The organism is Micromonospora sp. NPDC023737 (assembly GCF_040639715.1).
Taxonomy (GTDB): domain Bacteria; phylum Actinomycetota; class Actinomycetes; order Mycobacteriales; family Micromonosporaceae; genus Micromonospora.
Genome location: NZ_JBFAAL010000001.1, coordinates 733,760 through 758,238, shown reverse-complemented (window position 1 = coordinate 758,238; position 24,479 = coordinate 733,760). Strand labels below are relative to the sequence as shown.

24 protein-coding genes are annotated in these 24,479 nt (G+C 72.4%); 21 read left to right on the top strand and 3 right to left on the bottom strand.

Annotated features, from left to right (window positions below; genetic code table 11):
- Window positions 1-2: 2 nt before the first annotated feature.
- Window positions 3-1,772 carry an alkaline phosphatase D family protein gene (locus AB0F98_RS03300; RefSeq protein WP_357727863.1) on the bottom strand — a complete coding sequence of 590 codons (1,770 nt, stop codon included), beginning with the start codon at window positions 1,770-1,772 and terminating at the stop codon, window positions 3-5.
- Between the two features lie 151 nt (window positions 1,773-1,923).
- Here AB0F98_RS03300 and ftsY point away from each other — a divergent pair, with 151 nt between their 5' ends.
- The 21 genes from ftsY to AB0F98_RS03195 all read left to right on the top strand — a co-directional run bounded on the left by ftsY (window position 1,924) and on the right by AB0F98_RS03195 (window position 22,324).
- The gene (gene ftsY / locus AB0F98_RS03295) at window positions 1,924-3,114 is read left to right on the top strand and encodes a signal recognition particle-docking protein FtsY (RefSeq protein ID WP_357727860.1); all 1,191 of its coding nucleotides are present in this window, start codon (window positions 1,924-1,926) and stop codon (window positions 3,112-3,114) included.
- Window positions 3,115-3,144: 30 nt separating this feature from the next.
- Window positions 3,145-3,984 (top strand): aminoglycoside phosphotransferase family protein, encoded by an 840-nt coding sequence (locus AB0F98_RS03290; RefSeq protein WP_357729060.1) that lies wholly within the window; start codon window positions 3,145-3,147, stop codon window positions 3,982-3,984.
- 232 nt (window positions 3,985-4,216) lie between these two features.
- Window positions 4,217-5,581 carry an ammonium transporter gene (locus tag AB0F98_RS03285; protein WP_357727857.1) on the top strand — a complete coding sequence of 455 codons (1,365 nt, stop codon included), beginning with the start codon at window positions 4,217-4,219 and terminating at the stop codon, window positions 5,579-5,581.
- 24 nt (window positions 5,582-5,605) lie between these two features.
- Window positions 5,606-5,944, top strand: a complete 339-nt coding sequence (locus AB0F98_RS03280; protein ID WP_076470586.1) for a P-II family nitrogen regulator — start codon at window positions 5,606-5,608, stop codon at window positions 5,942-5,944.
- A gap of 18 nt (window positions 5,945-5,962) precedes the next feature.
- Window positions 5,963-8,203 (top strand): [protein-PII] uridylyltransferase, encoded by a 2,241-nt coding sequence (locus AB0F98_RS03275; protein WP_357729055.1) that lies wholly within the window; start codon window positions 5,963-5,965, stop codon window positions 8,201-8,203.
- Window positions 8,204-8,717: 514 nt separating this feature from the next.
- Window positions 8,718-9,845: a sensor histidine kinase gene (locus AB0F98_RS03270; protein WP_357727854.1), complete on the top strand. Its 1,128-nt coding sequence runs from the start codon at window positions 8,718-8,720 to the stop codon at window positions 9,843-9,845.
- Window positions 9,842-10,498: a response regulator transcription factor gene (locus AB0F98_RS03265; RefSeq protein WP_357727851.1), complete on the top strand. Its 657-nt coding sequence runs from the start codon at window positions 9,842-9,844 to the stop codon at window positions 10,496-10,498. Before AB0F98_RS03270 ends, AB0F98_RS03265 begins: the two co-directional genes overlap by 4 nt.
- Before the next feature lie 387 nt (window positions 10,499-10,885).
- A complete protein-coding gene (gene ffh, locus AB0F98_RS03260; RefSeq protein ID WP_357727848.1) occupies window positions 10,886-12,427 on the top strand; it encodes a signal recognition particle protein in 1,542 nt (513 codons plus the stop codon).
- Window positions 12,428-12,546: 119 nt separating this feature from the next.
- Window positions 12,547-13,626 (top strand): amidohydrolase family protein, encoded by a 1,080-nt coding sequence (locus AB0F98_RS03255; RefSeq protein ID WP_357727845.1) that lies wholly within the window; start codon window positions 12,547-12,549, stop codon window positions 13,624-13,626.
- A 156-nt stretch (window positions 13,627-13,782) separates the two neighbouring features.
- Window positions 13,783-15,189: a proline--tRNA ligase gene (gene proS / locus AB0F98_RS03250; RefSeq protein WP_357727842.1), complete on the top strand. Its 1,407-nt coding sequence runs from the start codon at window positions 13,783-13,785 to the stop codon at window positions 15,187-15,189.
- 73 nt (window positions 15,190-15,262) lie between these two features.
- Entirely contained in the window at window positions 15,263-15,910 is a 648-nt protein-coding gene (locus AB0F98_RS03245) for a DUF402 domain-containing protein (RefSeq protein WP_357727839.1), read from the top strand.
- Between the two features lie 244 nt (window positions 15,911-16,154).
- Entirely contained in the window at window positions 16,155-16,601 is a 447-nt protein-coding gene (gene rpsP / locus AB0F98_RS03240) for a 30S ribosomal protein S16 (RefSeq protein WP_076470517.1), read from the top strand.
- Window positions 16,576-16,836: an RNA-binding protein gene (locus tag AB0F98_RS03235; protein WP_199853371.1), complete on the top strand. Its 261-nt coding sequence runs from the start codon at window positions 16,576-16,578 to the stop codon at window positions 16,834-16,836. The genes rpsP and AB0F98_RS03235 overlap by 26 nt, the downstream gene beginning before the upstream one ends.
- 2 nt (window positions 16,837-16,838) lie before the next feature.
- On the top strand, window positions 16,839-17,447 hold the full coding sequence (gene rimM, locus AB0F98_RS03230) for a ribosome maturation factor RimM (RefSeq protein WP_357729052.1): 609 nt from the start codon (window positions 16,839-16,841) through the stop codon (window positions 17,445-17,447).
- Between the two features lie 41 nt (window positions 17,448-17,488).
- On the top strand, window positions 17,489-18,262 hold the full coding sequence (trmD, locus tag AB0F98_RS03225; RefSeq protein ID WP_357729049.1) for a tRNA (guanosine(37)-N1)-methyltransferase TrmD: 774 nt from the start codon (window positions 17,489-17,491) through the stop codon (window positions 18,260-18,262).
- A 142-nt stretch (window positions 18,263-18,404) separates the two neighbouring features.
- The gene (gene rplS / locus AB0F98_RS03220) at window positions 18,405-18,761 is read left to right on the top strand and encodes a 50S ribosomal protein L19 (RefSeq protein ID WP_076470520.1); all 357 of its coding nucleotides are present in this window, start codon (window positions 18,405-18,407) and stop codon (window positions 18,759-18,761) included.
- A gap of 181 nt (window positions 18,762-18,942) precedes the next feature.
- The gene (gene lepB / locus AB0F98_RS03215; RefSeq protein ID WP_357727834.1) at window positions 18,943-19,815 is read left to right on the top strand and encodes a signal peptidase I; all 873 of its coding nucleotides are present in this window, start codon (window positions 18,943-18,945) and stop codon (window positions 19,813-19,815) included.
- A gap of 10 nt (window positions 19,816-19,825) precedes the next feature.
- Complete coding sequence (gene lepB / locus AB0F98_RS03210; RefSeq protein ID WP_357727831.1) at window positions 19,826-20,458, top strand: signal peptidase I; 633 nt, start codon at window positions 19,826-19,828, stop codon at window positions 20,456-20,458.
- Between the two features lie 50 nt (window positions 20,459-20,508).
- Window positions 20,509-21,036, top strand: coding sequence for an NUDIX domain-containing protein (locus AB0F98_RS03205; RefSeq protein ID WP_357727829.1), 528 nt, complete (start codon window positions 20,509-20,511; stop codon window positions 21,034-21,036).
- Window positions 21,030-22,004 carry a ribonuclease HII gene (locus AB0F98_RS03200; protein WP_357727826.1) on the top strand — a complete coding sequence of 325 codons (975 nt, stop codon included), beginning with the start codon at window positions 21,030-21,032 and terminating at the stop codon, window positions 22,002-22,004. Before AB0F98_RS03205 ends, AB0F98_RS03200 begins: the two co-directional genes overlap by 7 nt.
- Complete coding sequence (locus tag AB0F98_RS03195) at window positions 22,001-22,324, top strand: DUF2469 domain-containing protein (RefSeq protein ID WP_007075222.1); 324 nt, start codon at window positions 22,001-22,003, stop codon at window positions 22,322-22,324. Before AB0F98_RS03200 ends, AB0F98_RS03195 begins: the two co-directional genes overlap by 4 nt.
- A 157-nt stretch (window positions 22,325-22,481) precedes the next feature.
- On the opposite strand, the gene AB0F98_RS03190 is transcribed toward AB0F98_RS03195, so the two are convergent.
- Both AB0F98_RS03190 and AB0F98_RS03185 read right to left on the bottom strand, forming a co-directional pair.
- Window positions 22,482-23,612: a sulfite oxidase gene (locus AB0F98_RS03190; protein ID WP_357727823.1), complete on the bottom strand. Its 1,131-nt coding sequence runs from the start codon at window positions 23,610-23,612 to the stop codon at window positions 22,482-22,484.
- Window positions 23,613-23,808: 196 nt separating this feature from the next.
- The gene (locus AB0F98_RS03185) at window positions 23,809-24,444 is read right to left on the bottom strand and encodes a methyltransferase (protein ID WP_357727820.1); all 636 of its coding nucleotides are present in this window, start codon (window positions 24,442-24,444) and stop codon (window positions 23,809-23,811) included.
- Window positions 24,445-24,479 lie beyond the last annotated feature (35 nt).

Below are 24,479 nucleotides of genomic sequence, written 5' to 3'. Positions count from 1 at the left end.
GGTCAGGCCGCGTCGGTGAGCCGCTGGCGCATGACCGGTCGCAGGTGACCGTCGCTCGTCGTGCCCTCGATCATCACCTCGGCGTCCCGCCCCTGGTGCACGAGAGTGGCGATGGCGTTGCCGAAGTAGGGACCGGCCAACTTTCGCCAACGCAGGCCCGGACTGCGTACGCCCGCCGACCGGGCCAGCGCCCAGGCCGCCCCGGTAGGGCCGGGGGACCAGCCGATCCGCATCAGCGGCTGCATCGCGGCCGGCACCTGGTTGTGGATCGGGGAGCAGGTGAGCTGATGCACCGGTGTGGTCACCGACGGATCGTCGAACCGGGCGCGCGCCACGTACGAGTGGTGTACGTCGCCGGAGAGCACGCTGATCGACGCCGGCGGGGCGTACGCCGGCCCGGCGCCCACCCGGTCACCCGTGCGGCCCGGGCTGCCGCTGCCGATCCGGGCGAACGTCGCACCGAGGGCCTCGAACGACCGGCGGAACGCGGCCCAGTGCTCCAGGTCCAGCCCGCGACGCAGTTTCTCGGAGACGCGGGCGACCCAGGGCCGCCGGGAGTCGGCCAGCCGCTCGTTCCACGCCTCGACGTGGTGGATGCCCGGCGGCAGCAGCCAGGGCAGCGAGGCGCCGACGACCAGGTGGTCGTAGACGCCGTGCGCCTGGTCGAGGAACCAGGACCACTCGCCGGGCGGCAACATCACCCGGTTTGTCGGCGCAAGTACCCGGCTGCACCGGTTGTCCAGCATCACCAGCCGAGTCCGGCCCAGGTCGAGTGCGTAGCTCCACTGGTAACTGCGCGCGTGCACGGGCCCGGGCGCGGAGTGAGCGGAGCGAACCCCGTGGTCGCGGGCCGAGGACCAACTCGGCCCGGTGTCGTGCGCGAGGTCGGACTCCTCGTCGACCCGCTCGCCGAACTCGCGCAGCACGCCGGTGGCGTCCTCGGCGGCGACGATCTTGGCGAGCAGCGGGTCGGCGGCGATCTCGTCGGGTGAGAGGTTGCCGAGGTGCTGGTAGACCCAGTACGACGCGAGTCCGCTACCGATCCGTTCGGCCCACCACGGCTGCCGCCGGGCGTCGGCCCGCCAGGACGCCGAGGTGTTCCAGTCGTCGATGATCTCGTGGTCGTCGAAGATCATGACGCTCGGCACGGTGGAGAGCAGCCAGCGGATCTCCGGGTCGCGCCAGGACTCCAGATAGAGCTTGGTGTACTCGTCGAAGCTGACCACCTGGTCGGCCGGAGCGCCCCGCGGGCGGCGACGGCGCCGCCGCAGCAGCCGGCGCACCGTCGGTGACGTGACGTCCGCGTAGACCTGGTCGCCGAGGAGCACCAGCAGATCGGGCAGCGCCGTCGGCTCGAAGTCGACCATCAGCCGCCGGGCGTACGCGTCCAACGCGTCCGGGGGCAGCTTGCGCGCGGTGGCGTGCTGGGTGGTCTCCCGGCAGGAGCCGAAGAGCAACCGCACCGGCTGGTCCCGGTCGTCGGCGGCCCGGGTGCGGATCACGCTCGGCGGGAACCCGGAACCGGGCTCCGGCCACACCACCTCGTCGTCGACCAGCACCTCGTACGTCGTGGCGCTGTCCGGGTCCAGTCCCTCGACGACGACGAGCGCGTAGTGGTGGTCGTACGCCGTGAAGGTGTGCGCGCTGCCACCGGCGCCGTGCGCGGTGCGGACGCGGACCACGGCGGGCGCGGCGGTCTCGACCCAGACGGTGGCGCGTGTCCCTACCACCCGGCGCAGCAGCGGACCGATGAGCAGGTGGGGGGCAGGCATGGCAGGACCTCCGGGATGAGCGGACTTCATCTTTCCCTACCCGGCCGGCGGTCGCACCACTGCTGGCTGTGACCGAGACTACCGCCGCCACCGGACAGGTCCCGGGTGCGGTGGCTGGGACGTCGTCGCCGGCATCTGACAGGATTTCGGCATGACGGATTACCTCCTCATCGCACTCGTCCTGCTCGGTGTGCTGGTCCTCGGCGCACTCGGGCTGGTCGTGCCGCGCCTGCGCCGCCGCCCGGAGCCACCGCTGCCGACGACGGAGATCGACACACGGGCGGAGGAGGATCTAGCCGGTCCGCCCGTCGAGGCACCGGAGTCGGATCTCTCAACGGGAGTGCTGGTCGAGGCGCCGCCCGTCGTGGAGGTTCCGGCGCCGGTGCTGGAGGTCCCGGAGCCGACCGCCGGCCGCCTGGTCCGCCTGCGCACCCGGCTGTCCCGCTCGCAGACCGTCTTCGGCAAGGGGCTGCTCGGCCTGCTCAGCCGGGAGCACCTCGACGAGGACACCTGGGAGGAGATCGAGGACAGCCTGATCACCGCCGACGTCGGCGTCGACGCCACCCGCGAGATCGTCGACCGGCTGCGCGAGCGCACCCGGGTGCTGGGCACGCGTACCGCCGGCGAGCTGCAGGTGCTGCTCGCCGCCGAGCTGGTCAACGCCCTCGACCCGACGCTGGACCGTTCGCTGAAGACCGCCCGCAAGGACGGCGTACCGGCCGTGCTGATGGTGGTCGGCGTCAACGGCGCGGGCAAGACCACCACCTGCGGCAAGATCGCCCGGGTGCTGGTCGCCGACGGCCGGAGCGTGCTGCTCGGCGCGGCCGACACCTTCCGCGCCGCCGCCGCCGACCAGCTGGAGACGTGGGGCAGCCGGGTGGGCGCCGAGACGGTCCGCGGCCCGGAGGCCGCCGACCCGGCCAGCGTCGCCTTCGACGCGGTGCGGCGCGGCATCGACAGCGGCGTGGACACCGTGCTCATCGACACCGCCGGCCGCCTGCAGAACAAGGTCGGCCTCATGGACGAGCTCGGCAAGGTCAAGCGGGTGGTGGAAAAGCACGGCCCGATCGACGAGACGATCCTCATCCTGGACGCCACCACCGGCCAGAACGGCCTCGAGCAGGCTCGGGTGTTCACCGAGGTGGTCAACGTGACGGGCGTGGTGCTCACCAAGCTCGACGGCACCGCCAAGGGCGGCATCGTGATCGCCGTGCAGCGCAAGCTCGGCATCCCGGTGAAGCTGGTCGGTCTCGGCGAGGGGCCGGACGACCTGGCGCCGTTCGACCCGGCCCAGTTCGTCGACGCGCTGCTCGGCACCGAACCCGCGGCACGGGACGCGTAGGCTCGGGTGGGCACTGACGATCGCGCATACGTGGACTGGCGCGACCCGAACCACTCCTCGCGGCGCCTGGGGAGACCGTACGTGACGTCACAGGAGATCCCGCTGCACGGCGGGAACGTGAGCACCGTCGTCCGGGTCGGTGACACGGTGCGGCGCAACGCCGGGCCGTGGACCCCCTCGGTGCACGCCCTGCTGCGCCATCTGGAGTACGTCGGATTCACCGGGGCGCCCCGCGCGCTCGGCATGGACGAGCGCAACCGGGAGGTCCTGTCGTACCTGGAGGGGGAGTGCGGGGAGTACCCGCTCGCCCCGCACTGGGTGACCGACGAGGCGCTGGTGACCGTCGCCACCATGCTGCGGATGTTCCACGACGCCCAGTACGGTTTCGTGCCGCCGCAGAACGCGGTCTGGCGCTCGTTCGGGCCGCCACCGCCGGACACCGAGGTGATCTGCCACCACGACGCCGCCCCACACAACGTCATCTGGCGGCCGGACGGCACCCTAGGTCTGATCGACTTCGACCTCGCCTCGCCGGGCGCCCGGATCTACGACGTCGCGTACGCGGCCTGGACCTGGGTGCCCATCTTCGCCGACCGGGACTCGATCACCCTCGGCTGGAGGCATCCGGACAGGCCGCGCCGGCTGCGCCTCTTCGCCGACGCGTACGGGCTGATCCCCCGCGACCGGCACCGGCTGATCCGCACCATCCGCAAGCGGATCGTCGACCACGTGGAAGGCATCCGCCGGATGGCCGCCGCCGGGGACCCGGCGTTCGTGCGGATCGTGCACAAGGGGCACCTGCGCCGGCCGATGCGGGACCTGCGGCTGCTCGACTACGAGCGGCACGCGCTGGAGTACGCACTGCGCTGAACCGCACCCGGGAGCGTCCTCGGGTCGTGGGTCGAGCTCTGACCGACCCGTCACCGCCGATACCTCCCGGGCGGATGCCGGCCGTCACACATACGAAACAACCCGTCATGGAACGGAAACCCACCGGAGTCCCCAGGTGAAACAGCAGACGATCAGGCTCTCGGCAGCCGGCGTACGGGCGACGCTGCCCCGGAAGCCGCAAAGGAGGGAATTCCACCTATAGGAGGCCAGCGTGCCTGATGCACCGACGATCGACACCGGCAACACCGCGTGGCTGCTGATCTCGAGCGCGATCGTGCTGCTCATGACGCCGGGGCTGGCGCTGTTCTACGGCGGGCTGAACCGGTCCAAGGGCGTCCTGAACATGATGATGATGAGCTTCTCGTCGATGGGGCTCATCTCCATCCTGTGGTTGTTCTACGGCTTCTCCGTGGCCTTCGGTGACGATCAGAACGGCATCTGGGGTGACCTGGGCCAGTATCTCGGCACCAAGACGTTCATGGCGGAGACCGACCTGTGGGGTGAGACAGGCATCCCGCTCTACGTCTTCATGGCCTTCCAGATGATGTTCGCGATCATCACGGTCGCGCTGATCAGCGGCGCCATCTCGGACCGGGCGAAGTTCTCCGGCTGGCTGCTGTTCGCCTTCGGCTGGGCGACGCTGGTCTACTTCCCGGTCGCGCACATGGTCTGGGGCGGTGGCTTCATCGGCGCGAAGCTCGGCGCGCTCGACTTCGCCGGCGGCACCGCGGTCCACATCAATGCGGGCGCGGCCGCGCTCGCCTTGGCGCTGGTGCTCGGCAAGCGGGTCGGCTGGCCACGGGACGCCATGAAGCCGCACAACGTGCCGATGGTGGCGCTCGGCGCCGGCCTGCTCTGGTTCGGCTGGTTCGGGTTCAACGCGGGTTCGGAGCTGACCGCCGACTCGACCACGGCCATCGCGTTCCTCAACACCCAGGTGGCCACCGGCGCTGCCGTCCTCGGCTGGATCATCGTCGAGTGGCTGCGCAACGGTAAGGCGACGCTGGTCGGGGCCTCCTCCGGCGCGATCGCCGGTCTGGTCGCGATCACGCCGGCCTGTGCGTTCGTCGCACCCTGGGCCGCCGTCCTGCTCGGGCTGGTGGCCGGCGCCGTCTGCGCGCTCGCCATCGGCCTGAAGTACAAGCTCGGCTACGACGACTCGCTCGACGTGGTCGGGGTGCACTTCGTCGGCGGTTGGATCGGCTGCCTCTGGATCGGGCTCTTCGGCACCAGTTCGGTCAGTTCCCTCGTCTCCCGGGAGGGGCTCTTCTACGGCGGCGGAGCGACCCAGCTCGGCGTGCAGGCGCTGAGCGCGCTGATCGTCACCGTCATCTCCTTCGTGATCGCGTACGCCCTCGCCTTCCTGATCGAGAAGACCATCGGGTTCCGGGTGGCCGCCGAGGCCGAGGCCGACGGCATCGACATCGCGGAGCACGCGGAGAGCGCGTACGACCTCTCCCCGGCCGGCGGCAGCGGCGGCGCGTTCGCGATGGCCGGCATCGGCGCGCCCGTGGCCGGTGGCACCGAGCCGGGCGGCGGGACCGCCACTCCGGTCAGCGAGAAGGTCGCCGGTTAACGTTTTCGGATGGAGGGGTTGGACATGAAGCTGGTGACCGCGGTCATCAAGCCGTACCAGCTGGACGCGGTGAAGGAGGCCCTGCACGCGTTGGGCGTGGCCGGGCTGACCGTCAGCGAGGTCCAGGGGTACGGGCGGCAGAAGGGGCACACCGAGGTCTACCGGGGTGCCGAGTACACGGTCGAGTTCCTACCGAAGATCCGCGTCGAGGTGCTCACCGACGAGATCGACGTCGAGAAGATCGTCGACGCGATCGTCGCGGCCGCTCGTACCGGCAAGATCGGTGACGGGAAGGTCTGGGTGACCTCGGTGGACGAGGTCGTCCGGGTCCGTACCGGCGAGCGCGGCCTCGACGCTGTGTAGGAGGTCGTCGTCTCCGGCATCGGCGAGCAGGCGCGGCGGCAGCGCGCGGACGGGTACGACAGGTTCCTCACCGCGTTGCTGCCGCCACGTCCCGGGGTCGCGTTGATCGCCGTCGGTGGACTGGGCCGGCGGCAGTGCGCCCCGCACGGCGACCTCGACCTGGTGCTGCTGCACGCCGGAGTACCCGGCATCGACGAGCTGGCCGCCTCGATCTGGTATCCCGTCTGGGACGCCGGCCTCCGGCTGGACCACTCGGTGCGTACCGTCGCCGAGGCGCTCGCGGTGGCCCGGGAGGACGTCAAGGTGGCTCTCGGCCTGCTCGACGCCCGCCTGGTCGCCGGCGACGCGGCGCTCGCCGACTCCCTCATCGGCACCGCCGCCGAACACTGGCGGCGCACCGCGGTACGTCGCCTGCCCAGCCTGCGGGAGATCACCGCCGCACGCTGGCGGGCCCACGGCGAACTGGCCTTCCTGCTCGAAGGTGACATCAAGGAGGCCGCCGGCGGGTTACGCGACCTGGGTGTCCTGCACGCCATCGCGTCCGCCGGGGTCACCGACGCGCTGCGCCCCGCCGTACGGGCCGCGCATCTGCGACTGCTGGACGTCCGCGACGCCCTGCACGAGCAAGCCGGCCGCCGGGTGGACCGCCTGATCGCGCAGGAGCGCGACGGCGTGACCGCCCGGCTCGGGTTGCGGCAACCCCGGCTAGGCGCGGCGGGGGTGGGGCACGACGGTGACCTGCTGCTGCGCCGGGTCGCCGGCGACGCCCGTACCGTCAGCCACGCCTTCGACGACGCGTTCCGCGCGGTCGAGCGGCTGCGGGCCGGTCGGTCGCGGCCCGGCGGTGCCCGCCCGGTACGCCGTCCGGTGGCCCGCGACGTGGTCGAGCACGACGGGGAACTCGTCCTGGCCCGCACCGCCATCGACGCCCGCCCGGACCCGAGCCTGTCGCTGCGGGTGGCGGCCGCGTCGGCCACCACCGGGCTGCCGATCGCCCGAGCCACCTGTGAGTGGCTGGCCGCGTACTGCCCGCCGCTGCCCGCACCCTGGCCGGCCGAGGCCCGGGACGCCCTGATCACCCTGCTCGGCGCCGGCCCCGGCCTGGTGCCCGCCTGGGAGACCTGCGACCGGTTCGGGCTGGTCGACCGCTGGCTGCCGGAGTGGACCCGGATGCGCAGCCTGCCCCAGCACAATCCGGTGCACCGGTTCACCCTCGACCGGCACCTGGTGCAGACCGCGTGCGAGGCGAGCCGGCACATCCGGGACGTGGACCGCCCCGACCTGCTGCTGCTCGCCGCGCTGCTGCACGACGTCGGCAAGGGGCTGCCCGGACCGGGGCCCGGCACGGAGGCCGAGGACCACAGCACGGTGGGCGCCCCGATCGCCGAGGCGGTGGCGGCCCGGATCGGGCTGGGCGAGCCGGAGGTGGCGCTGATCGGCAGTCTGGTCCGGCTGCACCTGCTGCTGCCCGACGTGGCGACCCGGCGGGACCTCGCCGACCCGGTCACCATCGCCGGGGTGGCGGATGCCGTCGGTGACCCCGCGACCCTCGACCTGTTGCACGCTCTGGTCCGGGCCGACGCCGCGGCCACCGGCCCCGCCGCCTGGTCCCAGTGGAAGGGCAGACTCGTCGCCGAGCTGGTCGCCCGGGTCGGGACCGCACTCGACACCGGCGCCCTGCCGGCCCCACCCGCGCCGGACCGGGCGCTGCTGGCCGAACCGCTGCCGGTGATCCGGGTCAGCGACGACCGGGTGGCCGTCGCCGCCGCGGACCGCCGCGGTCTGCTCGCCACGGTGGCCGGCTGCCTGGCCCTGCACCGGCTGGAGGTGGTCGCGGCGGACGCCACGGCCGTCGACGGGCGGGCCCTGGTCGAGTGCCGGGTGCAGCCACGCTACGGCCTGGCGCCCGATCCGATCGCGGTCGGCGCCGACCTGCGCCGGGCGGTCGCCGGTGACGTCTCGGTCACCCAGCGCCTCCGTGGCCGGGCCCTCGCGGCCCGCGCGTCGGACGCCGCCCCGCGGGTGGTCTGGCATCGGGAGGCCGCCACCGGCGCGGTGCTGCTGGAACTGCGCGCCGCCGACGCCGCCGGGCTCCTCTACCGGGTGACCCGGGCGCTCGACGAGGCCGGCGCCCAGGTCCGAGCCGCCCGCATCGCCACCCTCGGCGGGGACGTGGTCGACACCTTCTATCTGGTCGGGGGTTGGCCCGAAGAGACGACCCGGACCCGACTGGAGGCCGCCGTCCTCGACGCGGTCTGAGCCGGTGCCGCCCGGCTCGCTCCTGTCGGTCGGCCCGGTCGTCCTGTCCGGCCCCTCGTCCCGCCCGGCCCGGTCGTCCCGACAGGCCCGCCGCCCGGGCCCGGTGGCCTCGCCAGGCCCGCCCGGCCAGGCCCGCCCGCCCGGCCCGGTCCGTCCGCCCGGCCCGGCCCGGCCCGGTCCGCCCGCCCGGCCAGGCCGGACCGTCCCGGCCTGGCGTCCGATGCCGCGGGCTGGGTGGGCTACGTCGTGACGCGTAGTCGAAGAGCCGTCCGCCGACCGACGCGCGCGGGCCCGACGAGCGGAATCCTGGCCGGCAGGCTCGGGAACGTCGGCGTGGGCGCTCCGGGGTGCAGAATCTGCTCAACGCCATCGCCGCGCCGCTGCCGGGCCGGGCGGCCCTGCTGCACCGACCGGCCCGCAGGCCGGTTGTCCGGCCGTCGCGCCGGACGCTCCTCAGCGTCGGCGGTGCATCGACCTGCGGGTGGGCACGACGGGTTTCGACGGGAGGATGGGCGTGGACGGGAGACGGCCCGGGTGGCGGGAGATCGCCGGTGACCTACCGCTCGCCCTCGCGCTGCTCGTCGTCGGGCTGGTCGGCACCGGTCCGGCCACCGCCGAACAGAGCGTGACGGCCGACGGCTCGGCGTACGTGCCGGTGGTGGTCGCCGCGCTGGCGCTGGCCGTCCGGCGCCGGTGGCCGTTCGTCACGCTGGCGGTGACCGTCCTGTCCGTCGCGGCCTACCTGGTGCTCGATTACCCGTACGGGCCGATCCTGCTGTCGTTGCTCGTCGCCGTCTACAGCGTCGCCGCGCACCGCACCCTGCGACCGGCGGCGATCGGTGCCGCGGCGGCGCTCGTGCTGTTGACCGTGCACGTCTTCACCGATTCCAGCTCGCTGGGAGTTTTGGGGCTGATGCCGGCGGTGGCCTGGGTCGTGGTGCCGTTCGCGGTCGGGACCACCGTGCGGCTCGGCCGGGAGGCCGCCGCCCGCGCCCGGGCCGAGGAGGCCCGCCGGCTGGCCGACGGTGAACGGCTGCGGGTGGCCCAGGAGGTGCACGACGTCGTGGGGCACGGCCTCGCCGCCATCCACATGCAGGCTGAGATCGCGCTGCACCTGCTGGAGAAGCGGCCCGAGCAGGCGCAGACCGCCCTCGCCGCCATCAGTGGTACCAGTAAGGAGGCGCTCGACGAGCTGCGGGTCACGCTGGCGGTGGTCCGTCGAGGTGACGGCCCGGCCGATCGGGCGCCGGCGCCGGGCCTGGGTCAGGTGCCGGCGCTGCGGGACCGGCTGGCCGGTGCGGGGCTGCCGGTCACCGTGCAGATCGACGGGGAGCCGTCGGCGCTGCCGGTCGCGGTGGACCTGGCCGCGTACCGGGTGGTCCAGGAGTCGTTGACCAACGTGCTGCGCCACGCCGGCCCGGCGACCGCCGCGGTGCGGATCCGTTACGCCCCGACCGAGGTGGAGGTGGAGGTGACCGACACGGGTCGCGGCGTCGCCGAGGCCGGGCCCACCACCACCGGTTCCGGACTGGCCGGCATGCGGGAGCGGGTCACCGCGCTGGGCGGGTCGTTCGCGGCCGGGCCTGCCGCCGATGGTGGTTTCCGGGTCCACGCGAGGCTGCCGCTGGAGGAGCGCTCATGATCAAGGTGTTGATCGCCGACGACCAGGACCTGGTGCGGATCGGGCTGCGGGCCCTGGTGGAGAGCGAGGAGGGCCTGACCCTCGTGGGGGAGGCCGCGGACGGGCTGGCCGCCGTGGAGGTCGCCCGGCGGGAGCGCCCCGACGTGGTCCTGATGGACGTCCGGATGCCCGGGGTGGACGGCATCGAGGCGACCCGCCGGATCGTGGCCGACCCGGAGCTGTCCGGCACCCGGGTGATCGTGCTGACCACCTTCGAGCTGGACGAGTACGTCTTCGACGCGTTGCGCCACGGCGCGAGCGGGTTCCTCACCAAGGACACCCGGCCGGCCGAGTTGCTCCGGGCGATCCAGCTGGTGGCCGAGGGGGAGGCCCTGCTCTCGCCCTCGGTGACCCGGCGGGTGGTGCAGGAGTTCGCCACCCGGCCGTCCCGGGTGCCCCGCCCGCACCCTCGGCTCGGCACGCTCACCGACCGGGAACGCGAGGTGGTGGGGCTGGTCGGTGAGGGGTTGAGCAACGAGGAGATCGCCGAGCGGCTGGTGGTCAGCCCGGCCACGGCGCGTACCCATGTGAGCCGGGCGATGGTCAAGCTCGCCGCGCGGGACCGGGCCCAGCTGGTCGTCTTCGCGTACCAGTCAGGCCTGGTCGATTTCTGATCTTCTGGTGTTGCGCCGGCGTCTGCTGGACCGGTTCGACCTCGTCGGGGCCGATCCGCGCCGGTTCGAGCCCGAAAGGGTGGAGGTAGTCGCGCCCGCGGCCCCGCCGAGCGTTGCTCCACCCGCCGAGATCGCGCTCGAACCTGGATGTAGTGGCCTCGCCGGGCGATGGATGCCACTACTCCCGGGAAACAGCACGATCTTGGCGCGGGGCGCGGGGCGCGGGGCGCGGGGCGCGGGGCGCGGGGCGCGGGGCGCGGGGCGCGGGGCGCGGGGCTGGGCCGGTGGGAAGCACCCGGGAGGTGGGACGGTTACCCTTGCGGTGGCCGTCCTTGTGCGTGTCGGCCGCCATGTGCCCGCCGGAACACTGACAAACGGGATGTTCGCGTGTTTGACACCTTGAGTGACCGCCTCTCCGGGATCTTCACCAAGCTCCGCGGCAAGGGTCGGCTCACCGACGCCGACATCGACGCCACCGCCCGCGAGATCCGTCTCGCGCTGCTGGAGGCGGACGTCGCGCTGCCGGTCGTCAAGGGCTTCATCGCCAACGTCAAGGAGCGGGCCCGCGGCGCGGAGGTCTCGCAGGCCCTCAACCCGGCCCAGCAGATCGTCAAGATCGTCAACGAGGAGCTGATCAACGTCCTCGGCGGCGAGGGGCGACGGCTCCAGTTCGCCAAGCAGCCGCCGACCGTGATCATGCTGGCCGGCCTCCAGGGTTCCGGTAAGACCACCCTCGCCGGCAAGCTGGCCCGCTGGCTCAAGGCCCAGGGGCACCAGCCGCTGCTCGTGGCCGCCGACCTCCAGCGTCCCAACGCGGTCGGGCAGCTCCAGGTGCTCGGTGGCCGCGCCGGCGTCGAGGTGTACGCCCCGGAGCCCGGCAACGGCGTCGGCAACCCGGTCCAGGTGGCCCGGGACTCGATCGAGCACGCCCGGCGGGCGGCCCGGGACATCGTCATCGTCGACACCGCCGGCCGGCTCGGTATCGACGCCGAGATGATGCAGCAGGCCGCCGACATCCGTGACGCGGTCGACCCCGACGAGGTCATCTTCGTCATCGACGCGATGGTCGGTCAGGACGCGGTGCGTACCGCCGAGGCGTTCCGCGACGGTGTGGGCATCACCGGCGTCGTCCTGTCGAAGCTCGACGGTGACGCCCGCGGTGGTGCGGCCCTCTCCGTCCGCGAGGTCACCGGGCAGCCGATCCTCTTCGCCTCCACCGGTGAGAAGCTCGAAGACTTCGACATCTTCTACCCGGACCGGATGGCCAGCCGGATCCTCGGCATGGGCGACGTCCTCACTCTGATCGAGCAGGCCGAACAGGCCTTCGACGCCGATCAGAAGGAGAAGATGACCGCCAAGCTGATGGGCGGCGAGCAGTTCACCCTGGAGGACTTCCTCGACCAGCTCATCGCGGTCCGCCGGATGGGCCCGATCGCCAACGTGCTGGCCATGATGCCCGGCATGGGGCAGATGAAGGACCAGCTCGCCGAGCTGGACGACAAGCACTTCGACCGGGTCACCGCGATCATCCGGTCGATGACCCCGTCCGAGCGCACCAACCCGAAGATCATCAACGGCTCTCGCCGGGCGCGTATCGCCAACGGCTCCGGGGTCACGGTGATGGACGTTAACCAGCTGCTCAACCGCTTCGCCGACGCGCAGAAGATGATGAAGCAGATGGGCGGCATGATGGGCCTGCCCGGCGGCCGCCGCAAGGCGACCAAGTCCCCGAAGAACAAGCGCAAGGGCACGAAGGGCGGCGGACGTCCCCGTGCCGGGGCGGGGCTGCCCGGTGGCCTCCCGGGCGGCATGCCGCAGTTGCCGGCCGGGATGGACCCGAACGACCTCGCGAACCAGGGCCTGCCGCCCGGCTTCAAGCTGCCGAAGATCGACTTCAACAAGCTCGGCAAGGGGGACAAGCGCGGCTGAGCGCCTGTCGGTGACGGGCGGGCCGACTGAAGGGCGCCGAGAACTCGAACCGGGCCGCGCACAGCGGCGAGGCGGGTGCGGTGCGGCGTACCGCGCGCGGATCAGGTAGGACTGTGCACATGGCTCTGCATCTGCGCGGTGTGCTGCTCCCCGACGACGAGGTCCGCGATCTCTGGCTGGTCGGTGACCGGGTGACCTTCGAGCCGGTGCCCGGTGCCGAGACGGTCGCCGACGGGGGCTTCGTGCTGCCCGGGCTGACCGACGCGCACTGCCACATCGGCATCGCCCGGGGCGGGGCCCCGATCACCTCGCTCGACCAGGCCCGGGAACTGGCCCGCGTCGACCGCGACGCCGGGGTGCTGGCCATCCGCGACGCCGGCTCCCCGTACCCGTACCCGGAACTCGACGACGAGCCGGACCTGCCGCGACTGGCCCGCGCCGGCCGGCACGTCGCCCCGCCCAAGCGCTACCTGCGCGACATCGGCTTGGAGGTCGGCGCCGGTGAGGTGGCCGCCACGGTGGCCGAGCAGGCCGGCGCCGGCAACGGCTGGGTCAAGCTGGTGGGCGACTGGATCGACCGGGGGGTCGGTGATCTCGCTCCGGCCTGGGACGAGGAGACGATGACCGCCGCGGTCGAGGCGGCCCACGCCGCGGGCGCGCGCGCCGCCGTGCACACCTTCTCCGAATCGGCCGTGGAGATCATGGTGCGGGCCGGGGTGGACTCGGTCGAGCACGGCACCGGCCTCAGCCTCGACCTGATCGACCTGATGGCCCGGCAGGGGACCGCGCTGGTGCCCACCATGATCAATATCAGGACCTTCGGCGGGATCGCCGACCAGGCGCGCGGCAAGTTTCCCGGCTACGCCGACCACATGCTCGCGCTGCGCGACCGGTTCCCGGAGGTGGTCCGTTCGGCGTACGAGGCGGGCGTGCCGATCTACGTGGGCACCGACGCGGGCGGCGGCATCGACCACGGGCTGGCCGCCGAGGAGATGCTGTTGCTGCACGAGCAGGCCGGCATGGCACCCGTCGACGTGCTCGCCGCCGCGAGCTGGCGGGCCCGGGAGTGGCTGGGCTTCCCCGGCCTGGTCGAGGGTGGCCTCGCCGACCTGACCGTCTACCCGCAGGACCCCCGCGCCGACCTGCGCGTGGTCCGCACCCCCTCCCGCATCATCCTCCGCGGCCAAATCCTCCGCTGATCCCCGCCGGGTGCCCCGGTGATCATGAAGTTGTTGCCCTCCACCTCGGCGTGTCAGGGCAATAACTTCATGATCAACGCGTGAGTGGGCGACGCGAACGGGTGGTGGGGCTCCCGGGGGCGGTGGCGCGGCCGGTGGCGCATAGGATGTGCGGTCATGGCACGCGTGCTCACTCCCCGTGCGGAGGACTTTCCCCGCTGGTACCAGGACCTGATCGCCAAGGCGAAGCTGGCCGACAACGGCCCGGTCCGGGGGACCATGGTGATCCGACCGGCCGGCTACGCCATCTGGGAGCGGATGCAGGCCGAGATGGACGCCCGGATCAAGGCGGCCGGCGCGGAGAACGCGTACTTCCCGCTCTTCATCCCGGAGAACTACCTCAAGCGCGAGGCCGAGCACGTCGAGGGCTTCTCGCCGGAGCTGGCGGTGGTCACCCACGGCGGTGGGAAGCAGCTCGCCGAGCCGGTCGTGGTGCGCCCCACCAGCGAGACGGTGATCGGCGAGTTCATGGCCAAGTGGGTCGACTCGTACCGGGACCTGCCGCTGCTGCTCAACCAGTGGGCCAACGTGGTCCGCTGGGAGCTGCGCCCCCGGATCTTCCTGCGCACCAGCGAGTTCCTCTGGCAGGAGGGCCACACCGCGCACGCGACGCGGGAGGACGCGCGCGCGTACGCCCGGCGGATCCTGCACGAGGCGTACGAGGACCTGATGGTCAACGTGCTGGGCATCCCGGTCGTCGTCGGGCTCAAGACCACCCGGGAGCGGTTCGCCGGGGCCATCGCCACCTACACCTGCGAAGGCATGATGGGTGACGGCAAGGCCCTCCAGATGGGCACCAGCCACGAGCTGGGGCAGAACTTCGCCAAGGCCTTCGACATCAGCTACTCCTCCGCCGAGGGCGGCCGGGAGCACGCCTGGACGACGTCCTGGGGCACCTCCACCCGGATGCTCGGCGGCCTGATCATGGCCCACGGCGACGACAACGGACTGCGGGTGCCGCCGAAGCTGGCTCCGGTGCAGGCGTACGTCATGGTGGTCAAGGACGGCGAGGGCGTGGGTGAGGCGGCGGCCAAGCTGCGCGACGCGCTGCGTGACGCCGGCGTGCGGGTGGCGCTGGACGACCGCACCGACACCCCGTTCGGCCGCCGCGCCGTGGACGCCGAGCTGCGTGGCTACCCGGTACGCGTCGAGGTCGGCCCGCGCGACCTGGCCGCCGGCAACGCCGTGGTGGTCCGCCGTACCGACGGCTCGAAGTCGCCGACACCGGTGGCCGACGTGGTCGGCGCGGTGCTGGCCGCGCTCGCGGCCGACCAGCAGGCGCTGCACGACCAGGCGCTGGCCTTCCGGGAGTCGCACACCATCGAGGTGAGCACCCTCGCCGAGGCGATCGAGGCGGCCGGTACCGGCTGGGCCCGGGTGCCCTGGTCCGCGGTGGGTGTCGAGGGTGAGGCCGAGGCGAACGGTCAGGGCGTCACCGTGCGCTGCCTGCTGCGGGCCGACGGCTCGGTTCCCGACACGCAGGACGAACCCGACCTGGTCGCCATCCTCGCCCGCTCCTACTGAGGTTTCACCGAGGGCCCTTCCCGACGCCTGTGGCAGCGGGAGGGGCCCCTGTCAATGCCGGGGGTTGAGCGACGTGCGTTTCGAGACCGGACGGCTGATCATGCATCGCAGTGTGCGACGGGGCCGGATCGGCTGGGTACGACCGGGGCGCGTGGTCAGCGACGACGAACGGGGCCTGCTGGTCTGGATCGCCCCGGACTCGCCGGTGGCCCACGAGGTCACCGAGGCGGGGCGGGGCATGCGGGCGATGCCGTTCGCCGAGTGGATCACCTCGTCGTACCGGCTGGAGCGCGGCCGGTGGAACGGGCCGGGCCTGCTCAAGTTCCTGCCCGCGGGTGCCGCCCACTCGGTCTGGTGGTTCTCGGACCCGCACGGCCGGTTCGCCCACTGGTACGTGAACCTGGAGGAACCGGGCGTGCGCTGGGACGACGGCGCCGTCGCCGGGGTGGACGTGGTCGACCAGGACCTGGACGTGGTGGTCCGCCCGGACCGCAGCTGGCAGTGGAAGGACGAGGACGAGTTCGTTGAGCGGCTCGCCTATCCGGACGACTACTGGGTGGCCGACGAGGCGGCCGTGCGGGCGGAGGGCAAACGCGTGATCGCCATCGCCGAGGCCGGGGAGTTCCCGTTCGACGGCACATGGTGCGACTTCACCCCGCCGGCCGAGTGGGTCGCGCCGGACACGCTGCCGGCCGGCTGGGACCGGCCTCCGGTGCGCTGACCGTGGTATGGCTCACCCTTTCCGGCGGCGCGAGCGGGTTCGTGACGCCTCCGGTGTGAGCGATCGGCATCGGATCTGGCAGAATGGGGCGCTGGTATCCGGCGCGCGCTCCGGCGCCCTCTAACCCGGGCGCGTCGCCAGTCCACCGAGTAGTCTCCGGCCCAACCCCACTGTGCCGGTCGGCGCTCACCCGTGCACACCGCCCCACCGGGGCCGGTGAGATCGCAACAGGAGCGAAACAACCGTGGCCGTAAAGATCCGGCTTCTGCGGATGGGCAAGATCCGCAACCCGCAGTACCGCATCGTCGTCGCCGACTCGCGCACCAAGCGTGACGGCCGGGCGATCGAGTTCGTCGGGATCTACCAGCCGAAGGAAGACCCTTCGGTGATCGAGGTCAAGTCGGACCGGGTCCAGTACTGGCTGTCCGTCGGCGCCCAGCCGAGCGAGGCGGTTCAGCGGCTGCTGGAGCTGACCGGTGACTGGCAGAAGTTCAAGGGCCTCCCCGCGCCGCCGCCGCTGAAGGTGGCCGCCGAGAAGGCTGACCGGACGGCGGCCTACGAGGCCGAGGCGAAGGCCGCGGCCGGGCTGGGCACGACCGAGGCGAAGCCGGCGAAGAAGGCGGCCAAGGCCGCCGAGGCGCCGGCCCAGACCGAGGAGCAGGCCGGTGCGGACTCCGGCGAGCAGGCCTGACGTGGCACTGCGTCCCGCGTTGGAGCACCTCGTCAAGGGGATCGTCGACCACCCGGACGACGTGCGCGTCCGGATGGTCGACTCTCGTCGGGGTAAGCGGCTCGAGGTCCGCGTGCACCCTGAGGACCTCGGCACGGTGATCGGGCGGTCCGGCCGGACGGCCAAGGCGCTGCGCCAGGTCATCGGCTCCATCGGCGGGCGCGGCGTACGCGTCGACATCGTCGACTCGTACTGATGCTGCTCATCGTCGGCAGGATCGGTAAGCCGCACGGGATCCGCGGTGAGGTCACCGTGGAGGTGCGGACCGACGAACCGGATGTGCGGTTCGCCCCAGGCGCGGTGCTGCGCACCGAGCCTGGGGCGACGCCCCGGGCTGTACCGTCCGAGGGTCGTGTGCTGCGCACCGAGCCTGGGGCGACGCCCCGTACGTCGGCCGGGTCCGAACCGGGCGTGCCGTACCGGGTTCCGGCCGAGCTGGTCGTCGAGTCGGTGCGTTGGCACCAGGGGCGGCTCCTGGTCGCCTTCGAGGGTGTGCTCGACCGTGATGTCGCCGAGGCGCTGCGCGGCACCCTCGTCGGGGTGGAGAGCTCGGAGGTCGCTCCGCCGGAGGACCCGGAGGAGTTCCACGACCACCAGCTCGTGGGGTTGAGTGTGGTCACCCCGACCGGTGAACGGCTGGGCGAGGTGGCCCGGATCGACCACGCCCCCGCCTCCGACCTGCTGGTGCTGCGTCGTCCCGAGGGAAAGACGGCCCTTATCCCGTTCGTCAAGGCGATCGTCCCCCAGGTCGACCTCGCCGGGGGCCGTGTCGTCGTCGACCCGCCCGGCGGCCTGCTCGACCTGTAAGGGCCGTGAAGCAGGCCCTGGACCCGCTGGAGCACCCCGTCATGCGCGTCGACATCGTGTCGATCTTCCCGGAGTACTTCTCGCCGCTGGAGCTGTCGCTCATCGGCAGGGCCCGGGCCAACGGCACGCTGCGGCTGGCCGTGCACGACCTGCGCACCTGGACCCACGACGTGCACCGCACGGTCGACGACACGCCGTACGGCGGCGGACCGGGCATGGTGATGCGACCGGAACCGTGGGGCGAGGCACTGGATGCCCTCGTGCCGCCGGGGGCGGCCCCGCCCCGGCTCCTGGTGCCCTCGCCGGCGGGCGCACCCTTCACCCAGGCGATGGCGCACGAGCTGGCCGCCGAGAAACACCTGCTCTTCGCCTGCGGGCGGTACGAGGGCATCGACCAGCGGGTGCTCGACCACGCCGCGACGCGGATGCCGGTCACCGAGGTCTCCCTCGGCGACTACGTGCTCTTCGGCGGTGAGGTCGCGGTGCTGGTGATCCTGGAGGCGGTGACCCGGCTGCTGCCCGGGGTGCTCGGCAACGCGGGCTCGCTGGACGAGGAGTCGCACGCCCACGGGCTGCTGGAGGCGCCGGTCTACACGAAGCCGCCGAGCTGGCGGGGGCACGACGTGCCCGAGGTGCTCCGCTCCGGCGACCACGGCCGGATCGCCCGCTGGCGCCGCGAGGAGGGGCTGTTGCGTACCGCCACGCGCCGCCCCGACATGCTCGACGCGCTCGACCCGGAAAACCTGGACAAACGGGACCGCGCCGCGTTGGATCGGGCCGGATTTCAGCTGCCCCCGGGGGATGTGGCAAAGTAGAGGGGTTGCCGCAGTCGGCCGCGCCGCGGACGGCTGCGAGGATCCTCGACCGGCGTCGGCTCCATGACCGCCATCCGGGGATCAGAATCACCCATTCGCGCACCGACTGACGGTGCGCCGTGAGCCTTACGAGGACGCAGCGATGAACATCCTGGACGCCCTTGACGCCCAGTCGAAGCGGGTCGACCTTCCCGACTTCCGCGCCGGTGACACCGTTAAGGTGCACGCGCGGGTCGTCGAGGGTAACCGGTCCCGTGTCCAGATCTTCCAGGGCGTGGTCATCCGCCGCCAGGGTGACGGACTGCGCGAGACCTTCTCGGTCCGCAAGATCAGCTTCGGCGTCGGTGTCGAGCGGACCTACCCGCTGAACAGCCCGGCGATCGACCGGATCGAGATCGTGACCCGCGGTGACGTCCGCCGGGCCAAGCTCTACTACCTCCGCGAGCTGCGCGGCAAGAAGGCCAAGATCAAGGAGAAGCGGGAGAAGCAGCCGAGCTGACTTCCCGCTCGCCACGCCTGAGCTGCACCTATGCCGCGCCCGACCCATCGCACTACCCTGGGCGGCGCGGGCGCAGCGAGGCTATCGCCCCGCGACGCCGCGGGGAGCTGTTCACTGCCGCCCGTGGAGCCTCACCGAGGCTCCCGGGCGGTGGTGTCGTTTCTGGGGACTGGGGAGTGGCGTGGCGCAGTCGATTGACGAGGACGGCACCGTCGACCCGTGGCGCCGCCGGGTCCGCCGTACCCGCCGCCAGATGCCGCTCTGGCAGGAGCTGCCGCTACTGCTCGTCGTCGCGTTCTGCCTCGCGGTGCTGATCCGCACCTTCCTGCTCCAGGCCTTCTTCATTCCCTCCGGCTCCATGGAGGACACGCTGCTCGTCGGCGACCGGGTGTTGGTCAACAAGGTCGTCTACGACGTGCGCGACCCGGTGCGCGGCGAGGTGGTGGTCTTCCGGGGCACCGACCGCTGGGCGCCGCAGGTCGACGGGGAGCAGCAGATCGGCTTCGTGGACAAGCTCGGCCGCACTGTGGGTGACCTGGTCGGGGTGAGCCGCCCCGGTGAGAAGGACTTCATCAAACGGGTCATCGGCGTGCCGGGGGACCGGGTGCGGTGCTGCGACGAGCAGGGCCGCGTCACGGTCAACGGCACGCCGTTGGACGAGACGTACGTCATCCGGGATTCTCCGCTGGACGTCCCGCCCAACCCCAAGGAGTGCCGGTCACGGCGCTTCGACGAGGTGGTGGTCCCGCCGGGCCAGATCTTCGTGATGGGTGACCACCGACTGGTGTCCCAGGACGCCCGCTGCCAGGGGCCGGTGCCGATCGACAACGTCATCGGACGGGCCTTCCTGGTGGTCTGGCCGTCGTCGCGGTGGAGCAGCCTTTCCGTCCCGGCGACGTTCGGCGACGTCTCGGGGCCGGTCGTCGCGTCCCCGTCCGGGCCGCCGCCCGTACGGCCGACTCCGGACGGCGGCGTGCTGCTGATCCTGCCGCTCACGGTCGCGCTGGGCCGTTCTCGCGCGTTCCGGTCGGTGCCGTTCAGCCGAGGGACGTAGGCTCCTTGGCGTGATTGACGAGCAGACCGACAAGCCGCGCAGCTCCTTCTGGAAGGAACTGCCGATTCTGCTGGGTGTGGCCATCCTGGTCGCGGTGCTGGTGCGCTTCTTCGTGCTGCAGACCTTCTTCATCCCCTCCCAGTCCATGGAGAACACCCTCCAGATCGATGATCGGGTGCTGGTCAACAAGCTGGTGTACGACTTCCGGTCGCCGCACCGCGGCGAGGTCGTGGTCTTCAAGGCGCCGGTCGAGTGGAGCGGCCGGGAAGGTGAGGACTTCATCAAGCGGGTCATCGGCGTCGGCGGCGACCACGTCGTCTGCTGCGACGCAGAGGACCACCTGGTGATCAACGGTCAGCCGCTGGTCGAGCCGTACATCTTCTCCAAGGACGGGCAGCAGGACAGGCCCGCGGACCAGGAGTTCGACGTCACCGTGCCCGAGGGGCGGCTCTGGGTGATGGGCGACCACCGCTCGGCCTCGGGAGACTCGCTCGAACATTGGCAGCAGTCCGGTCAGGACATCACCGCGGCCACCATCGACGAGGACGAGGTCGTCGGACGGGCCTTCACGATCTTCTGGCCCGTCAACCGGGCCAGGTGGTTGAGCGTGCCGGAACAGTACGACTCGATCCCGAACTCCTGAGCCCCCGGGCGGGCGTGGGCGATGGGCGGCCGGTCTGGCAGGCTGGGGCGGTGACCGTCTACACCCCTCGACGTGCGGCCCGGGTGCTTCTGGTCAACGCGGACGACCGGGTGCTGCTCTTCGCCGGCTTCGATCCGGCCCGCCCCGAGCACCGGTACTGGTTCACCCCGGGCGGCGGGCTCGACCCGGGCGAGCCCCCGGCGGCCGGCGCGGCGCGCGAGCTGGCCGAGGAGACCGGGCTTCGGCTGACCCCTGCCGAGCTGGGTGAGCCGGTCTGGCAGGACAAGATCGAGTACCCCTTCGGCGGGGTCTGGTACCGCCAGGAACAGCAGTTCTTCCTGGTCCGGGTGCCGTCGTGGGAGGTGGACACGGCGGGCTTCGACGACGTCGAGCAGGCCAGCGTCACCGGGCACCGCTGGTGGTCGGTCGCCGAGCTGGCAGCGAGCGACGAGCTGCACTACCCGGTGGACCTGGTCGCCGTCCTGTCCCGCGTGCTCGCGACCCCGGACGGGCCGGCGAGCGCGGTCGCCGAGGGCGCGGTCCCCACAGGCGGACCGGTGGACGGCGCGCCATGCTGACCCCGCCACGCACGATAGTGCGCCGGGAGGCCGGGCTGTACGCGCTGGAGCGGGCGCTGCAGCGGCGTGGCTTCCAGCACGTGGCCGGGGCCGACGAGGCCGGCCGGGGAGCCTGCGCCGGCCCGCTGGTCGCCGCCGCGGCGATCCTTCCGGAGGGCCGGCGTGGCGAGATCGAGGGTCTGGCCGACTCGAAGCTGCTGACCCCGGCGAGCCGGGAGCGGGTCTACGGCGAGGTGATCGCCCGGGCGCTCGCGTACGCCGTGGTGATCATCCCGGCCGAGGAGGTCGATGCCCGGGGGCTGCACGTGTGCAACGTCGCCGCGATGCGCCGCGCGCTCGCGTCGCTCACCACCCGACCGGAGTACGTGCTGACCGACGGGTTCGGGGTGGACGGGCTGGACGTGCCGGGCCTGGCGGTCTGGAAGGGTGACCGGGTGGCGGCCTGCGTGGCAGCGGCCAGCGTGCTCGCGAAGGTCACCCGGGACCGGATCATGGTGGAGTTGGACGGGACGTACCCGGCGTACGGCTTCGCGGAGCACAAGGGTTACATCACGCCGGAGCACACCGCGGCGCTGCGCGAGCACGGCCCGTGCCGCGAGCACCGCTTCTCGTACGTGAACGTGGCGAGCGTGTCGGGTCGGGACGGGAGCCCCCCACGGGCCCGTCGCCCGGTGGCTGCCGGCCGTCGCGCGCCCACCGGCGAAGCTCCCGACACCCTCTTCGGCGACGGCGAGGGCCCGCTCCTGGGCGGCGCCGCGGTGACGCTCGGCGAGGCGCCGGGAGCGCTTCTGGGCGCCGATTCGGCAGCACCTTCGACCGATGGACCGGCCGCGCTCGCCGACGGGGCGGACGAGCCGATGGAGCGCTCCTGCCCGGCAGGGAGTACCGTCGGCGTGGCGTTGGGCGAGCGGCCTCGACCGTCGACGCCGGTGGGGGAAGATGTGGTCATGGAAGGCGGAGAGCGATGAGCGCGGAAGATCTCGAGAAGTACGAAACCGAGATGGAGCTGCAGCTCTACCGGGAGTACCGCGACATTGTCCGCCAGTTCTCCTACGTCGTGGAGACCGAGCGCCGCTTCTACCTGGCGAATCAGGTCGACCTGCACGTGCGCAACTCCGACGGCGAGGTCTACTTCGAGGTCGAGATGCATGACGCCTGGGTGTGGGACATGTACCGCCCCGCCCGGTTCGTCAAGAACGTCCGGGTCATGACGTTCAAGGATGTGAACGTCGAGGAGCTCGAGAAGCCGGACATCTCGCTTCCTGCCGACTCGGGCTTCGGCGGCTGACCCGCAGGTCCCCTGCCGGCGGTCGCCGCCGGGCACCGCAGCGTCGGAGTCCCCACCCGCCGCCTCATACTCGGGACCGACCATCTCGTCCGGCCTCGCCGGATTCCTCGCTCCACGGCCGGACCCGCCCGCCGGCCGCGTCGACGGTCGGGAGCGGTTACTCCGGAACCACCGCCACCTCGACGCGCTGAACCATGTTGTTGGCGAAACCGCCCCGGTTCCACGGCTGGTCCACGGGCTGCGTACGCCCCGACGCGTCCGTCGCCCGCGCGCTCAGGACGTAACGGCCCGGCTGCGGCGACCACTCGTAGTGCCAACGCCGCCAGGCGAAATCCCCGTCGGTCGACTCGTCCAGAGTGGCCGGTGCCCAGGTCGCGCCGCCGTCCGTGCTCACCTCGACCGACACCACCGGCGCGTGACCGGACCAGGCCCGACCGTCCACCGTGCACGGCCCCGGTCGGACCACCCGGGTGCGGGACATGAAGTCGGGGAAACCGGGCGGGCGCACCAGGGCGCGCGGCTCGATCCGGGTCACCGGCACCCCCGGGTCGTCCGGGTCCTGCCGCAGCCGGTACGCCTGCGCGTTCTGGTAGCCCTGAAACGGTTCGGTCACCACGCTGATCGAACGGAGCCACTTGACGTGTGCCATTCCGTACCAACCGGGCACGATCAGCCGCAGCGGGGCGCCGTGCTGCGGCAGCAGCGGAGCGCCGTTCATCTCGTACGCCAGCAGCACCTCCTCACGCAGCGCGTCCGTGACCGGGAGCGCCCGCTGGAAATCCTGCTCGACACCGCGCTCGATGCCGTGGTCCGCGCCGGTGAACACCACGTCGACCGCGTCCACGGAGACGCCCGCCTCGCGCAGCAGCGGAGCCAGTGGCGTGCCGGTCCATTCCGCGTTCCCGACCGCCTCCACCAACCAGGGCTGGCTCACCGGCCGGGGCTCGAGCAGCGCCCGGCCGTTGCCGGCGCACTCCAGAGTGACCCGGCGGGTGACCCGGGGACGCTCGCGCAGCTCGGCCAGGGTCACTGTCAGCGGCCGGTCCACCGCGCCGTCGACGGTGAGCGCGTGCGTCGCGGGATCCAACTCCGGGATGTCGTAATGGATCAGCAGGTAGTGCAGCCCGGCCGGAGTGACGTCGTAGCGCAACGCCTCCAGCGGGATTCCGTGGTTGCGGGCCGCCAGCTGCAGCTCCTCGGCGCTGATCCCCGTGCCGGGCTCGGAAAGCCGGGAAGGGCCGCTGACCTCGGTCGCATCCGGCAGATCCAGGTCGTCAACGGCCGTCACGGTGATACCCCCGTCCCCACGGCGGCTGCTCCACCGTGCCCGCCCCAGCTTAGGACGGGTCGCCGCGCCGCAGTACACCCGCAGCACTGCGGAGCGTGGTGGACGACACAACCGCGCCGGCCACCGCGTCCCACATTCGCGCCGGCCGCGCCGTCGACGACCTCGCGCGCAGCGCCGTGCCCCGGGGCGACCTCGTTCAGGTGCGCTCGACGAACTCGAACATCCGCTCGCCGGCGGGGAGCGGCCGGGGCGCACCGAGGAAGCGGTGCACGCCCACCCCGATCCGGTCGGCCGGGGAGGTCACCGCGACCGGCGTGAATCCTTCCGCCACGAACCAGTCGCAGATCGTGGGCACCAGGTCGGGGGCGCGCCGGTGCCGGGTCCAGAAGACCGTCCCGCCGGTGGCGCAGAGCGCCGCGCAGTGTCGGACGGTGGCGCGGATGTCCGCGTCGGAGATGTTGCCGAAGACGCCGCACACGAGCACGAGGTCGGCCGGAGCGAGGTCCGCGTACGCGTCGGCGCGTGCGGCGTCGTCCACCACCACCTGCACCCCGGTCAGGCCGGCGGCTCGCGCCGCGGCGGCGGCGATCTCGGCGTTGCGGGGATCCAACTCGACCAGGCGGGCCGTCACGTCGTCCCGGCGTGGATGGGTAGCGAGCACCGGGATCAGGTCCCGGCCCTGACCGGCGCAGAGACTGATCGCGCGCAGCGGGCCGGCGGGGGCCTGGTCCAGCGCGTCGTGGAGCTGCCGTCGTATCTCGGCCAGTCGCCGGGCGAGTGCCGAGCCGGGCCGGTCGTAGTCGTCGTGCCAGGCGTACCAGTCCCGAGTCACCGCGCCAGCCTAGGCGGGCACGGCGCCTAGCACAG